A 14,244-nucleotide genomic window follows, 5' to 3' on the forward strand; every position below is an offset into this window, starting at 1 on the left:
CGACTGTCTACTTTGGATTCAGGGGGTTCTTGGTCTTATCGGGCGATGTCTCGCGGGGACGGACACAGTAGGTTCGAGAGGTTGTCTCGCACGGGGGTGGATGCGTGAGTCAGGACGAGGCTGAGCCGTTGGCGCCGTTGCCGGAGCCGGTTCACCGGGCGGCGGAGCAGTTCCGCGAATGCCTGGTCGAGGTCGCCCGGCTGGCCGGTGCCGCTCCGCCGGACGGTTCGACGGAGCAGCACCTGCGGATCGGGATCCGGGAGGCGCTCGACGGGCGAAGCCAGTTGTCAGAGGAGCTGTTCGACGCGCTGCTCAGGGCAGCGGTGTATGACCCGGATCCGAGCTTCAACCGTCAGTTCGTCGAGCCCGCGGTGGCCGCTTTCGGGCGGCGGCGGGTGCAGGAAGCGCTCCTGGACTACCTGGCGACGGGCACCGATCCCGAGCGGGCCGGGGCGGCTCGCGCCTGGTACTGGGCGGAACCGAACCTCGACTACCGGGGCAAGGATCTGGTCGCGACGCCGGAGAGCCAGGCGGAGTACGACGCGCACGCGGACCTGCGGGCGCGGTGGAACGCCGCCGCGCTCCGGGAATTCGTTTCCAACGAGGACCTCGACGTGCGCCGCTGCATCCTTCCCGGACTGCCGTTGCACCCCTCGGGGCATCCGGACGGCGCGCGTGACCTGATCGCCGAGGCGGTGCACATCGCCCGCGCTCATCCCGACAGCTATCTGCGGCAGCGGGTCGAGATCCAGGTGCGGTGGTGAGGGAAACCCGTGCGGAATACCCGACAGAGGATGTCGTGATTTCGCTGGGAAGCTGGGCGCAGCGACCCCTCACGACAAGGAGCATCAGATGGGATCTCAGCTCAACCCGTGCCTCGCCTTCGCCGGGAACGCGCGGGAGGCGATGGAGTTTTACCGGGAAGTCCTCGGCGGCGAGCTGGATCTGGGCACGTACGGCGATTTCGGGTCTCCGGAGGCGCCGGACGGCGATGACACCAAGATCATGCACTCCGTTCTTTCCACTCCGGACGGCTACACGATAATGGCGTGGGACGTCCCGGAAAGGGTGCCGTTCAATCCGGGCAACAATGTCGCGCTCTTTCTCGGGGGCGACGATCTCGTGCTTAGGGACCGCTTCGAGAAACTGTCCGTCGGAGGCACTGTGACGTTGCCGCTGGCGAAACAGTCGTGGGGCGACGAGGCGGGCTCGCTCCTGGACAAGTTCGGGATCAGCTGGATGGTCAACCTCGCGAATCGCTAGGTTCCGGCAGGAGTTGGGCCGCGAGGGCGCGTGCGGTGGCGGTGAGCGTGGCCTGGTCCAGTCCGGTCCGGCTCATGAACACGAGTCCTTGTTGTGCGGCAAGGAGAGCCCGTGCCATCGCGACTGGATCCGCTTCGGCGGGCAGGTCGCCCTCGCGCTGGGCCCTGGCGACGCACTCGCCGATGAGTGCGGTCGACGTCTCGTAGGCGCGGTGGGCGTGCTCGAGGACTTCCGGATCGGCATTGCCGAGTTCGCTGGTGCTGTTGGCCAGCAGGCAGCCGCGCCGCGGGGTGGCGGGGTCGACCGGAGCTTCGATGAGCAGGCGAAGCGCGTCCAGGGCCCGCGGCGGCTCGGCCAGGGCTTGCCGGAGCGCGGCGTGGCTGTCGTCGGTGTAGCTGTGCAGCGCGCGGAGGAAGAGCTGATGCTTGTCGCCGAACGCCGCATACAGGCTGCCCTTGCCGAGCCCGCTGACTCGCATCAGGTCTTCCAGCGAGGTCGCGGCGTAGCCGGCGTTCCAGAACTGGTCGCGGACGGCGTTCAGCACCTGCTTCTCGTCGAATGATCGCGGACGTGCCATGCGCACAGCATACGAGTTATTGACTGCTTGGTCAACAACGCAGCCGTCGCATTCTCCTTCAAATATTCTCCTGTTTCTCTCCGAAAGCCCCCACTGGCAAAAGATCGCGGCATACTCGAAAGCCGGTCCGGGGAATCAATCGAGTGCGACGTGAAGCCGAGGGAACTGTCATGTCTGAATGGATTTTGGCGTTCGACGCGGGGTGCGGGACCTGCACCGGAATCGTCGATCGGATCAGTGCCGCGGCCGGTGGCCGGCTGGCCGTCGCGGGGCTGGGCGAGGACCGGATCCGGGCGCTCCGGCAGCGGGCGCTGGGCGAGCATCCGCCGTTCGCGCCGACGCTGCTCGCGGTCGACGGGGACCGGGTGCGCGGCTGGACCGGGCCGGCGCTGTCGCTCCGGCTGGCGCGGGTGCTCGGGCCGGCCCGGTCCGTCGCGGTGGTGCGTGCGCTGAACCAGGCCGACCTGACCGTGCACGGCGATCGCCGCCGGTTCCTGAAGCTGGTGCCCGCCGCGGCGCTGGGTGCGTTCGTCCTCACCGGCGGCCTGGCCGGGACGGCGATGGCCGGGCCCGGCCGCCGGATGACGCAGGCGGAGGCCCGGGAACTGGTGGCCCGGCTCGATCCGGTGCCCACCGGTTATCGGGAGTTCGCCGCGTTGCCGATGGCCATGCGCCGCGTCCTCAGCTGCGACCTGCCCTCGGACGTGATGGCCGACCTGTGGCGGGCGCATTTCCAGCGGTACCGGCACGCGAATCCCGGCCTTTCGGCGGCGCAGAACGCGGTGCTGGACCGGGCGGTGGCGGCGCTGCCGGTGCTGTTCACGACCGGCCAGCTCGCCCCGGCGGACGTCAGTTCGGTGACGGACCCGCTGTGGGACGAGGCCGTCGCGGCGTTCGGCCACCGCGAGACGGTCTCCGTGTTCAGCACTCTCGGGCCGGCCGAGCCGGCGGCTGGTCCTGAGCCTTACACGATGTGGTGCGACTGCCACCAGGGGCACAGCGGCTGCACCAGCTGCGGGGACACCATCAACTGTCTCAAGAATTACTGTAACAACTGCGGAATTCTGTGGACGGAATTGTGCGACGGGGTCTGCGGCGGCTGAGCGATCAGGGCCGTCCGCCCTCGAGGTGGATGGTCTCGCCGGTCAGGAATTCGGCCTGTAGCAACCACAACACCGCGTCGGTTACGTCGGCGACGGTGCCGGTGCGGCCGACGAGGGTTCGCTGGGCCGCGGTCGCGAGGAAGTCCGGTTTGGCGGCTCCCTTGGCGTCCCAGACGCCGGAGTCGATGATTCCGGGCGAAAGGGCGTTGACCCGGACCGGTGCGAGTTCGGCGGCGAGGTGCTGTGCCGCGAAGGACGCGGCGCCGTTCGTCACGCCTGTCACGACGTTTCCGCGCGCCGGACGCCAGCCGACCTGGCCGGAGAACAGCAGCAGCGATCGCCGGATCGTGAAGTGCTTCGCGAGCAGCAACGGCCCGATCACCTTGGCGGTGAAGGCATCCACGGTTTTGTCCCGGTCAAGCTCGCGGACCGGGGTCGCGTGGGGTGCGGCGGCTGTGTTGACGATGTGATCGACCGCTCCGAGTTCGGCGGCCGCGGCGGCGATGGTCGCTTCGTCGCGCAGGTCGATGTGGAGTCCGCCGGGTCGGTGGGACGCGACGTGCGCCTGGGCGCCCTCGGCGGTCGCGGCCGCCGCGATCGCGGTGCCCAGGTGCCGTCCGCCCAGCACCAGCACTGTTTGCCCGGTCAGCCGGTTGCTCATGGTCCTTCTCCGTTCCGTCGGGGTGCGGAAGTAGGCTATGGAAAAGTAACCAGGTACTTCAACGTAACCGGACCCGGAGGAATCGCCGTGGGCTACAACGTCATGTCCGCCAGCTGCCCGTCCCGGGTGGTGCTGCACCGGATCGGGGCGCGGTGGACGGTCTTCGTCACCACCGCGCTGGAGGACGGCCCGCTGCGCTTCACCGTCCTGGCGGAGAAAATCCAGGGCGTCACCCCGAAAGTCCTGACCGAGACGCTGCGCGCGATGGAGGAGGACGGCCTGCTCGCGCGCGTCGAGTACGCGGAACAGCCGCCGCGTGTCGAGTACGGGCTGACCGATCTGGGCCGGTCGCTGCTGGTGCCGCTGCGGGCGGTGCGGGAGTGGGCGGAGACGCACGTGCCGGAGATTCTCGAAGCCCGCGAGCGGGCGCGGCGCGGTTAGCGAGGGAAGACCACGCGGCTGGCCGATGAATTCGGACCGCCCGGACGGTCAAGCTGGTGGGCGAACAGATGACCGCGACCGTTGGAGCCTCTGTGAGCCGTCTGCGTTTCGGCGCCTTTCTCGCGCCCTTCCACAAGCCCGGGCAGAATCCGACGCTGGCCCTGCAGCGCGACCTCGAACTGGTGGAGCACCTCGACCGCCTGGGCTACGACGAGGCGTGGATCGGCGAGCACCATTCGGCCGGTTCGGAGATCATCGCGTCGCCGGAGATCTTCATCGCCACGGCGGCGGAGCGGACCCGGCGGATCCGGCTCGGCACCGGCGTCACGTCGATTTCGTATCACAATCCGCTGTGGGTGGCCGACCGGATGGTGCTGCTGGACCACCTGACCCGCGGCCGCGTGATGCTCGGCTGCGGGCCGGGGTCGCTGCCGACCGACTCGTCCATGATCGGGCTGAACCCCACCGAGACGCGCGAGCTGCTCGAAGAGAATCTCGACATCATCATGCGGCTGTTGCGCGGCGAGTCGGTCACGCAGCGGACCCGGACGCACAATCTCGTCGACGCCCAGCTGCAGCTGCGGCCCTACACCGATCCGCATCTCGAGGTGGCCGTCGCGGCGGTGGCCTCGCCGACCGGGCCGCGGATGGCCGGGCAGCACGGGGCCGGCCTGCTGTCCATCGGCGCGACGCTGACCAAGGACGGATTCGACGCGCTCGCCCACCATTGGAACGTCGTCGAGGAGCGGGCGCGGCACTACGGACGCCCGGCACCGGACCGCGGTTCATGGCGGCTGGTCGGGCTGATGCACATCGCCGAGACGCGGAAACAGGCGTACCAGGACGTCGAGTACGGCATGCGGCACTGGTTCGAGTACTTCCAGAAGGTCGCCGCGTTCCCGCAGATGGCGGTCGGTGACAGCGCTGACGTACAGGGCATGATCGACTTCGTGAACGAGGCGGGCATCGGCGCGATCGGCACGGTCGAGGACGCGCGGGCCCAGGTGCAGCGGCTTGTCGACCAGTCGGGCGGGTTCGGGGCTTTCCTGCTGCTGGGGCACGAGTGGGCGAATCCCGAGGCGACGAAACGGTCCTATGAACTGCTTGCGCAGCACGTGTTCCCGGAGTTCCAGGGGCAGGCTGAGAGCACGGTCGCGGCCAAGGACCGGGCGGCGCGGTCCCGGCCCGCGCTCGCGCAGAGCCAGCTGGATGCGGTCGACACCATGACGAAGCGTTATGAGCAGGAGCGGGACAGTGCCGGGTGAGCCCGGGGTTTGCTGTCCGTGAAGGACTCCTTGAGGGAACCTGATTCCTTCAAGGAGTCCTTCACGGACCTGGAGCGGCCGGGGCGATGCGGTATCCGGTTCCGCGCACGGTGTGGATCATCGGCGGCTCCCGGAGTTTGCGGCGCAGCTGGCGGATGTGCACCTCCAGCGTGTTGGACGCCGGGCTGACCAGCTCGTCCCAGACCTGCTGGAGCAGTTCGGCGCGGCCGGCGGCGGCCGGATGGCGTTCCATCAGCAGCCGCAGCACGGCGAATTCGCGGCGGGTCAGGGTGAGCAGGACGCCGGCCCGGCGGGCCTCGCGGCGGCCCGGGTCCAGTTCCAGGTCTCCGCAGCGCAGCACGGCCGGCGCGGCGGCGGCCGGGGTCCGGCGGCACAGGCTGTGCACCCGGCCGACCAGTTCGGCCATGTCGAAGGGTTTGACCAGGTAGTCGTCGGCGATGCCGAGCCCGGCGACGACGTCCGCGGGGGTGTCGCGGGCGGTCAGGAACAGCACTGGCACCGGCCAGCCCGACTGGCGGCGCTCGCGCACGTAGCCCAGTGCGTCGCCGGCGGGCAGCATGCGGTCGAAAACCGCGCAGTCGTAGGAATTGACGGCGAGCGCGAGGTCGGCGGCGGGCAGGTCGGCGGCGGTGTCCACGGCGAGGCCCGCGCCGCGCAGCGAAGTGCTTACCGCGAGCAGGAGATCGGTGTCGTCCTCGGTGAGAAGTACCCGCACGGACGACGAGCGTACCGGCTATCCCGTCGCGGAACTGACGTCTTCGGCGGTGAGCGTGCGCAGTTCGCTCGTTTCGGGCATCCGGCCGAGGCCGCGCAGGCGTTGCGATTGTGCCTTGCGGGCACCTTCGAACGACCGGCGTGCGTCCCGGGCGTTGCCGAAACCCGGCTCTCCCGCGATCCGGGCGAAATGGTTCAGCAGCACCGGTTCGGTGTCGGGGGCGAGCACGTAGTCGCCGTCCTCGGCCATTCGGCGGACGATCTGCAGCAATTCCTCCGGCGTGTAGTCCTCGAATTCGACGGTCTTCGCGAACCGCGACGCCAGTCCGGGATTCGCGGCGAGGAATCCGGCCATTTCCCCGGTGTAGCCCGCGACGATCACCGCGACCTCGTCCCGGTGGTCCTCCATCAGCTTGACCAGCGTGTCGATCGCTTCCTGGCCGAAGTCGCCGCCAGCCTGGCGCGAAAGCGTGTATGCCTCGTCGATGAACAGCACGCCGCCTAGGCATTCCTCGAACACCACGGAGGTTTTTTCCGCGGTATGGCCGATGTATTGCCCGACCAGGTCCCGCCGCGACACCTCGCGGAATTGCCCGCCGGAAAGCACGCCGAGTTCCCGCAGCAGCCTGCCGTACGTCCGCGCGACCGTCGTTTTGCCGGTTCCGGGAGCGCCGGTGAAAATCAGATGATGGCTGACCGCGCCGACCGCCAGCCCGGCATTCCGCCGCCATTCGTCGACCTGGATTTCGTCGACCACCGCGCGCACTTCGGCCTTGACCCCACGCAGACCGACCATTCCGTCAAGCTGGGCGAGCAGGCCGTCGAGTCCCTCGGCGTCGGCGGTCGCCGGAGCGGGTTCGACTACCGTCGGGACCGCTCCTTCGGCGAGGCCGAGCGCCGGTTCTGCGGTGTTTTCCAAGCGGCACGCCTCGACCAGGCCGGCGCAGTCGGCGCCGAAGGAGATCCCGGCTCCGGTGACGTCGTGCACGGTGGTCCGCCGGATGGTCGGCACGCTCCGGTGCGCTACCGCGATGCCCGGTCCGGCGGCGCGGGAAATGTCGCAGCCCTCGATCACCGGGCGGGCGTACTGGTAGAGGTACACGCCGCGATAGCCGCATCCGGCGACGGTGCAGCCGGTCACCGTCGGATCGGCACCGAGCCCGATCACGAGCCCGTCTCCAGTGATGTCGCGGATTTCGCAGTTTTCGATCCGCCCGGAGGAGCTTTCCACGACTACACCCTGTTCCGCGCCACTGATCGTGCAGCGGCTGAGGTGGAACCGGCGGGAGCCGCGCACGCTGACCGCCGGGCCGCCGCTCGCGGTGAGCGTGCAGCGTTCCAGGATGAGTTCGGCGGCGTCGGCTTGGACCGCGCTGCTGGCCCCGGCCACCTCGATCCCGTGCAGGGCAAGGAAACCCGTGCGCACGCTCAGCGCCGTCCAGTCCGCGCCGGAGCCGTCGAGCTTGACCGTCGCACCGGCCGCGGCCCGGAGAGTCAGCTTCCGGCCGACGAGTTCGAACGTCTCCGCGTAGGTGCCGTCGGCGACGGAGATCGTGGCGCCGTCGGGGGCGGCGCGCACCGCGTCGCCGATCGTCGGACAAGCCCCTTGCTGCCCGGGAGCCACCAGCAGCGTCCGGGGCGCGGCGGCGGCCATCAGCCCGCCCGCTCGCTCAGCCAGCCGCGGTCGGCGGCTTTGGCCCCGGCCTGGAACCGGCTGCGCGCGCCGAGCCGGTTCATCACGTCGGCGACCGTCCGCCGGACCGTGCGGACCGAAATGCCGAGGTTCTCCGCGGCCGCCGCGTCGGTGTAGCCCGCGGACAGCAGTTTCAGCAATTCCCGTTCCCGCTCAGTGCTTTCTTCGCGGTCGGCGGCGGTCTGCAGCGGAACGGCGGTCGGCCAGACGCGCTCGAACAGCTCCACGACCGAGGTGACGACGCCGGGCAGGTGGAACGCCGCCGCGCCGGAACCCTCGGCGGGCAGGACGACCGCGGTGCCGTCGATGACCAACGCGTCGAGCGGCACGCGCGGGACGGTCCGCGTCGACGCTCCGGCCAGGCTCAGCGCGGCCAGCCGGGTCGACAGCCGTGGCGCGGTCCGCGCGGCGTCCGGGGCGAGCATGCGGTAGCGCACGCCGCGGCGCAGGTTTTCCTGATCGCCCGGCCGGACGAGACCGATCGGGTCCGGGCCGAGCGTGGACTGCGTGCTCATCACGAGGACCTCGAACGAGGCGCCGGCGAGCAGCCGGGTGACGGCGTTGGCCGGGGTGCCCGGGAGCGGGCGGGGCCGTTCGAATGCGAGGGTCATCGCGGGAATCCTCCGATCGGGTGCGATGTGGTCAGGGCGGGGAACGGCTGCTGGAGGGTCATCGCGGAAAACCTCCGATCGGCAGCGACGCGGCCACTGCCGGGAAATGGCTGCCGTCAAGACGGGAGAGCCGGACTCCGCCCGAGGCGAGGCCGCGGGCGAACCGGGCCGCAGTCGCGTCGACCGCTGCCTCGGTGGTCGCGGCGAGGCGCAGCACGGCGGACCGGCCGCCGCCGCTTCGGGCGCTGACGGTGAGCGAAACCGCGACTCCGGCGACCGGGACCAGCAGCCGGGCGGTGAGCGCGGCGGCCGTCGGCCCGGGCAGCGTGGCCCAGCCCTCCAGCGCGAAACATGCCTGGGAAACCGGTCCGGTGCGCCAAAACCGCCAGTCTTCGCGCAGTTCGTCGCGGCCTCCGTTCACGTGTGCGAGCGCGGTGAACGCGGCCGCGACGGCGTCCTCGGCGGGCGGGTCGGCCGGGATGCCCGCGCGGGCCAGCGCTCGCCGGATACGCCGGAGTGCGTTGCGCAGCGCGAGTTCCAGTTCGGCGTCGCCGGGGTGGTCCGCGGAACGGAGTGCGCCCGCGGCGAGCCAGATCCGGGCTGGCGCGTTCGGCCGGGTACCGGCGTGGAAAGCCGCTTGCACGGCGAACTCGGGGTCCTCTCCGGCCGGCGGCGGAAGCAGCGCGGCCGGGTCTGGGAATGTCCGCGGGTCCGCCGGGTTCGCGGGCGCGAGCAACGCGGTCAGGCCGTGGGCGTGGCTGATCGCGGAGGTCGTGCCCTGCGCGGTCTCGAAAGGACGCACGGTCGAACCGGGCAGCAGCAGGCCGAGCAGCGCGGTCGCTTTCGCGGCCGACGCCGGCAGATCGTGCCGCCGTTGCCGGAGAAGGAAACGGCAGCCGAGTCCGGCCAGCTCGCCGAGCCACTTGCCGCGCACGCGGATCCCGGTCAGCGCCAGCAGGATCGCGGCTCCGGCCGAGGTCGCGGCGAGCACTGGCCACGGCCGGTCCAGCGTCGCCAGCACCGCCACCACGGACAGCTGCCAGCAGACGACCTGCGGCAGCTCGATCCGCACGGATCGCGGGACCGGCTGGCTCCGTGCGATCGGAGCCGGAGCGGGCGGCGGCATCGGCGGCGCCGGACGCGGGGGAGGAGCAGGGACCGGGGGCGGTGCCGGTCTCGCGAAAGTGGGCGGCGGCACCGGGGTCCGGGCGTAAGCAGGCGCGGCGGTGGCTGCCGCCGAGACGACGAGCGTCGGAGTGCCCGCCGCGCGCGGCACCGCGGCTGGGCGGGCGATCCGCGCCGCCTGGTCACGACTGTCCACAGTGCACTCCCTGGTCGGGGATGGCCGGTTGCGGCCAGCTCGCCGCGAACGGGTGTTTCGCGGGAGCCGGCGCGCTAGTGTGACGGCGTTCCGCCGGGACCGGTCCTGGGAAAGTCACTCGGGCGCCTCCTCGTCGCCGTCGGGCGGATCCGCCGTGACCCGGATACGACCACCCCGAACATGAGGTTTCGATGACATGACGCGGCAGCGAGTGCTTCTCGTCGAGGACGACGAGAACCTGCGGGCGGCGATCCGGGCGGAGCTGGCCGCGGGCGGGTTCGAGGTGGCCGAGGCCGCCGACCTGGCCGGAGCCGACGCCCAGCTGGCCGCGGGCGGCTTCGGCTGCGTGGTGTTCGACCGGATGCTCCCGGACGGCGACGCGCTCGACTACGTCCGGCGGCGCCGCCTCGCCGGCTGGGACGGGCGGGTGCTGTTCCTGACCGCCCGCGACCGGGCCGCCGACCGGGTGGCCGGCTTCGCCCACGGCGGGGACGACTACGTGGTCAAGCCGTTCGCGATGGCCGAGCTGACCGCGCGGGTGCGGTCGCTGCACCGGCCGGGCGGGATCCGGCCGCCGGTGCTGCGCGTGGCGGACCTGGAAATCGACTGCGCCCGCCGCGAAACCCGGCGCGGCGGGGTGCTGCTCACGCTGTCCGGAAGGGAGTTCTCGGTGCTGGAATACCTGGCCGTGCACGCGGGGCGGGCGGTGTCGCGCACCGACCTGATCGAGCACTGCTGGGACGAAAGCGCCGATCCGATGTCCAATGTGGTCGACGCGGTGGTCACCCGGCTGCGGCGCAAGCTGCGGGAGCCGAACCTGGTCCACGCCGTGCGCGGGCACGGCTACCGGCTCGGCCCGGCGTCGTGACGCGCACCGCGGCCGGACGGCTGCGCGGCCTGCGCCGGCTGCTCACGCTGGTCTTCACCGGGATCAACGCGGCGGGCCTGATCGTGTTCGCCTGGCTGCTGGTCCACGACGACGAACAGCGCGGCGACCGCCAGCTGGACGCCGACCTGCAACGCACGACCGCGGTCGTGGCGCGGCTGCTGCAGTACGACTCCGCCAGCGGCACGCTGATCACCGGATTCGTGTCCAAGGACGAGCTGAACGACCAGTGCCCGCAGTTCTATGTGCTGCCCGGCGCTTCGGGCCAGTTCCGGCCGTATTCCAGTGCGCGCCAATGCGTTTCGGCCGATCTGGCGACGCTCGGCGGGTTCGCGGCCGACGCGGCCCGCGACGGGAAGATCGAGTACGGCCAGTTCCGCGGAACGGACGACCGGCGGCTGCGGCTGCGGGCCGAGCCGGTGCGCGGCAAGTCCGGGCAGTACATCGGCGCGGTGGTGGCGGTGAACGACGCCCAGCCCGTCTACGAGGCCCATCTCCGCTACACGCTGGCGGTGTTCGGCGGCTGCCTGGTGCTGATCGGCGGGCTGGGCCTGGCCGGGCACTTCCTCGCCGGCCGCGCGATCCGGCCCGCCGCGGCGGCGCTGGAACAGCAGGAGATCCTGCTCGCCGAGACCGCGCACGACCTCCGCACCCCGGTGGCGGCGTTGCGCGCGCTGGCCGAAACGTCGCTGCGGCACCCCGAGCAGACCACGGAGCTGCTGCCGCGCACCGTGCAGCTGGCCTCGCGGATGGGCGGGATCATCGACAGCCTGCTCGTGCGCGCGCGGCTCGCGGCCGGGGTGGACGAGCTGGCGGTCCAGCCGGTGTGGCTGGACCAGCTGGTGACCGGGCTGGTCGAGGACACTCCCTCCGACGGCGCCAGCGTCACGGTGACCGCCGCGCCGTCGCGGGTGCTGGTCGACCCCGGGCTGGTGCAGCGGGCGATCGGGAACCTGCTGGACAACGCCCTGCGCTACGGCAGGCAGCCCGGTCAGCCGGCGATCGTGCACATCACCGTGGCGGGCGGCCGGGTCGTGGTGGCCGACCACGGCCCCGGGGTCGAGCCCTCGGTCGCGGAGGGGTCGCTGGACCGGTTCGCCAGCGGAAGCGGATCGACCGGGCTGGGATTGTCGATCGTGCGCTGGGTGGCGCAAGCGCACGGCGGCACGCTGGCGGTGTACAACGCGGAGGAGGGCGGAGCGATTTTCGACCTTTCGCTGCCAGTAGACGCCACTAGCGGCTGACCCCCGGGGCCCGGGCCGCTCTGCGGGCCGACGGGTGGCCGGGCCGGGCTGTCCGTGAGGGCCACCTTCCCGGCCCACCCCCCAACAGCCACCCGCACCCCCACCCATCGAGGCACCCAGCCCTGGCCCTGCACCCCGATACGAAGCCTCCCTGCGGTCTGGTGGTGCTTGTCAAGGCATCTTTCCCGCCTTGACAAGCACCACCAGACCGTCAGCACACTTGGCTTCGGGGTGCCCCCCGCCGACGATGGCCCGTTGCGGCCAACCCCGGGACCCCTCCCTGCCCCCTCGACTACTTTCCGCCGCTGTGAACAAACGCAGTCGGCGCAAGGGAAGATGGCACCGCCGGGCACCAGCGGCGCTGCTAGCGGCCGTCGTGGTCGCGGCGGTGCTCGCGGCGGTCACCGGCGCGGCGCGGTCGCTGCCCGGGATGCGGGTGCTGCCCGGCGGGCACTGGGTCTACAACTCGGTGCTGCAGGCGGCTTTCCACCTCGACGGGGGCACCGCGGCGATCGACGCGCAGGCCCCGGTGCCCGGCGACCAGGGCAGCCAGGTCGTGCAGGGCGACACCAGCGGTTACGTCGTCGGCGACCAGCGGATCACCCGGTTCGGCAAATCGGACCTGAGCGCCGGGCCCTCGGTGCGGCCGCCGTCCGGGGAGATCCCGGCCGGGGTCGAGACCGCGGGCGGGCCGTATCTCGTGTACCGCCAGGCCGGGCAGATCGTGCGGCTCGGCGAACCGCCCGCGACGATCTCCGCGGGCGGGCCGGTCGGCACTCCGGTCGCCACGCCGGACGGCACCGTGTGGCTGTTCCGCACCGGTTCCGGGCTGCTCTGCCGGCTCGACAAGGGCGCGGACCGGGTGTCTTCCTGTCCGGTGGCGCTGCCTTCCGGGCACGGCGGCGGGCTGACCCTGGTCGGCGACCAGCCGCATTTCGTCGACACCACGGACAGCACCGTGCACAGCGTCGCGGGCGGACGGCTCGGCGACGGGGTGGCGATGGGCCTGCCGCCGGCGAAGGAACTGCGCGCGGCGGCGAACGACGTGTCCGGGCGCGTGCCGCTGCTCGACCCGCAGGCGCACCGGCTGTACCTCGTCGATCCGTCGCCGAAGCCGGCCAAACCGGTCACCGTGCCGTTGCCCGCCGGACAGTACGACGGGCCGGTGGCGGGCGGTTCCGTCGTCGCGCTGGTCGATCGCGCCGCCGGGACCCTGTACACCTTCGACGCCACCGGCAAGCAGTCCGACGCCAAACCCGTTCCGCCCGGCCCCTCCCGGCTGTCCCGCGGCGAGGACGCGCGCATCTACGTCGACGGCGGCCAGGGCACGCACGTGCTCGCGGTCGGGAAGGACGGCAAGGTCGCCGACGTCCCGGTCGTCCCGCCCCCGGCCGGGAAACCGGACCAGCCGGTGCCGAACCAGCCCGTCCCGAACCAGCCCGTGCCGCCGCAGCCGAATGCCCCGCCGCAGCCGAACGCGCCGCCGGTGGAACAGCGCGGCGTGACCGACGGACGGTCCGCGCCGCCGGATCGCAACGCGGGCAACGGTCCCCGCCACGAACCGCAGAGCCAGAAGCCGCCGCCGAAGGAGAAACCGCAGCCGCCCGCAGTTCCGGCGAGCCCGCCGGGAGCGCCGTCCAACGTGTCCGCGTCCGGCGGCGAAGGCTCGGCGACCGTCTCCTGGGGTGCCGCGGCGAGCAACCGTGCCGCCGTGACCTCGTACGAGATCAAGTGGGCGGGCGGGTCGAAGACCGTCGGCGGCGGCACCCGGCAGGCCACGATTTCGGGCCTGCGCAACGGAACCCGCTACACCTTCACCGTCACCGCGTCGAACAAGGCAGGCACCGGACCGGGTGCGTCGGCCTCGGCGACCCCGGCTTCCGCGGCGTCCGCGCCGGGGCTGACCGTGACGCGCAGCGGCGGCGACGGTGCCTCGCTGTCCTGGACGCAGCCGGATCTCGGCGGCGGATCGCTGGTGCACTACGAGGTTTCCGGCACCGGGCTGGGCACGAAGAACGTCGGCGGCACCAGTACCGAATACTCCGGGCTGGCCGCGGGCCGGTCGTACACCTTCACGGTGCGCGCGGTGACCAGGACGCCGGACGGCGAAACCCGCACCGGAGCCGCGTCGTCGAAGACGCTGAGGATTCCGGCGCGGAGCGTCAAGATCAGCCAGGGCGGGCCGACCACCAGCGACAAGTGCCACGAGAACTGCGCGAAGGTGAACGTGACGGTTTCCGGGTTCCCGCCCGACAGCGAAGTGTCGATCCAGCTCACCTCGGACAGCACCGAGAACGTCCAGACCGAGCGCACCCGGACGAACGCCAGCGGTTCGGTGTTCTACGACAAGCTCGACTACGACCGGCCCGGCCAGAAAATCTGGGTCACCGTGACCGCCTCGGACGGCACCAGCACCACATCCAATACGATCACCTGGGAATAGG

14 protein-coding genes are annotated in these 14,244 nt (G+C 71.5%); 8 read left to right on the forward strand and 6 right to left on the reverse strand.

Annotated elements, in window-relative coordinates:
* Positions 1-104 precede the first annotated feature (104 nt).
* Together RPX00_RS33185 and RPX00_RS33190 are read left to right on the forward strand one after the other, a co-directional pair.
* Positions 105-764, forward strand: a complete 660-nt coding sequence (locus RPX00_RS33185) for a hypothetical protein (protein WP_406631291.1) — start codon at positions 105-107, stop codon at positions 762-764.
* Positions 765-852: 88 nt separating this feature from the next.
* Positions 853-1,263 (forward strand): VOC family protein, encoded by a 411-nt coding sequence (locus RPX00_RS33190; RefSeq protein ID WP_406631293.1) that lies wholly within the window; start codon positions 853-855, stop codon positions 1,261-1,263.
* Here the strand turns inward: RPX00_RS33190 and RPX00_RS33195 are convergent.
* The gene (locus tag RPX00_RS33195; RefSeq protein WP_406631294.1) at positions 1,244-1,840 is read right to left on the reverse strand and encodes a TetR/AcrR family transcriptional regulator; all 597 of its coding nucleotides are present in this window, start codon (positions 1,838-1,840) and stop codon (positions 1,244-1,246) included. The two genes, RPX00_RS33190 and RPX00_RS33195, sit on opposite strands and share 20 nt — an antisense overlap.
* A gap of 170 nt (positions 1,841-2,010) precedes the next feature.
* Between RPX00_RS33195 and RPX00_RS33200 the strand changes: the two genes are divergently transcribed.
* Entirely contained in the window at positions 2,011-2,943 is a 933-nt protein-coding gene (locus tag RPX00_RS33200) for a bacteriocin fulvocin C-related protein (protein ID WP_406631295.1), read from the forward strand.
* A 4-nt stretch (positions 2,944-2,947) separates the two neighbouring features.
* Here RPX00_RS33200 and RPX00_RS33205 read toward each other — a convergent pair whose 3' ends face one another.
* Positions 2,948-3,604 (reverse strand): SDR family oxidoreductase, encoded by a 657-nt coding sequence (locus RPX00_RS33205; protein WP_406631296.1) that lies wholly within the window; start codon positions 3,602-3,604, stop codon positions 2,948-2,950.
* Positions 3,605-3,691: 87 nt separating this feature from the next.
* Between RPX00_RS33205 and RPX00_RS33210 the strand changes: the two genes are divergently transcribed.
* Together RPX00_RS33210 and RPX00_RS33215 are read left to right on the forward strand one after the other, a co-directional pair.
* Positions 3,692-4,045, forward strand: coding sequence for a winged helix-turn-helix transcriptional regulator (locus RPX00_RS33210; RefSeq protein ID WP_406631297.1), 354 nt, complete (start codon positions 3,692-3,694; stop codon positions 4,043-4,045).
* Positions 4,046-4,137: 92 nt separating this feature from the next.
* A complete protein-coding gene (locus RPX00_RS33215; RefSeq protein ID WP_406631298.1) occupies positions 4,138-5,310 on the forward strand; it encodes an LLM class flavin-dependent oxidoreductase in 1,173 nt (390 codons plus the stop codon).
* 61 nt (positions 5,311-5,371) lie between these two features.
* Here RPX00_RS33215 and RPX00_RS33220 read toward each other — a convergent pair whose 3' ends face one another.
* Genes RPX00_RS33220 through RPX00_RS33235 form a run of 4 tightly spaced genes read right to left on the reverse strand, consistent with a single transcriptional unit; the run spans position 5,372 to position 9,670 of the window.
* On the reverse strand, positions 5,372-6,046 hold the full coding sequence (locus RPX00_RS33220) for a response regulator transcription factor (RefSeq protein WP_406631299.1): 675 nt from the start codon (positions 6,044-6,046) through the stop codon (positions 5,372-5,374).
* 18 nt (positions 6,047-6,064) lie between these two features.
* Positions 6,065-7,699 (reverse strand): right-handed parallel beta-helix repeat-containing protein, encoded by a 1,635-nt coding sequence (locus RPX00_RS33225; RefSeq protein ID WP_406631300.1) that lies wholly within the window; start codon positions 7,697-7,699, stop codon positions 6,065-6,067.
* On the reverse strand, positions 7,699-8,349 hold the full coding sequence (locus tag RPX00_RS33230; RefSeq protein WP_406631301.1) for a LuxR C-terminal-related transcriptional regulator: 651 nt from the start codon (positions 8,347-8,349) through the stop codon (positions 7,699-7,701). The genes RPX00_RS33225 and RPX00_RS33230 overlap by 1 nt, the downstream gene beginning before the upstream one ends.
* Before the next feature lie 58 nt (positions 8,350-8,407).
* Positions 8,408-9,670: a type VII secretion protein EccE gene (locus RPX00_RS33235; protein ID WP_406631302.1), complete on the reverse strand. Its 1,263-nt coding sequence runs from the start codon at positions 9,668-9,670 to the stop codon at positions 8,408-8,410.
* A gap of 196 nt (positions 9,671-9,866) precedes the next feature.
* On the opposite strand from RPX00_RS33235, the gene RPX00_RS33240 reads away from it, so the two are divergent.
* The 3 genes from RPX00_RS33240 (at position 9,867) to RPX00_RS33250 (ending at position 14,243) form a co-directional block, all read left to right on the forward strand.
* Positions 9,867-10,538 (forward strand): response regulator transcription factor, encoded by a 672-nt coding sequence (locus RPX00_RS33240; RefSeq protein ID WP_406631303.1) that lies wholly within the window; start codon positions 9,867-9,869, stop codon positions 10,536-10,538.
* The gene (locus RPX00_RS33245) at positions 10,535-11,800 is read left to right on the forward strand and encodes a sensor histidine kinase (protein WP_406631304.1); all 1,266 of its coding nucleotides are present in this window, start codon (positions 10,535-10,537) and stop codon (positions 11,798-11,800) included. Before RPX00_RS33240 ends, RPX00_RS33245 begins: the two co-directional genes overlap by 4 nt.
* Positions 11,801-12,107: 307 nt before the next feature.
* Positions 12,108-14,243 carry a fibronectin type III domain-containing protein gene (locus tag RPX00_RS33250; protein WP_406631305.1) on the forward strand — a complete coding sequence of 712 codons (2,136 nt, stop codon included), beginning with the start codon at positions 12,108-12,110 and terminating at the stop codon, positions 14,241-14,243.
* Position 14,244: the final 1 nt, after the last annotated feature.

Origin of the sequence: Amycolatopsis sp. WGS_07, from assembly GCF_045278895.1 — a bacterium.
Lineage (GTDB): Bacteria > Actinomycetota > Actinomycetes > Mycobacteriales > Pseudonocardiaceae > Amycolatopsis.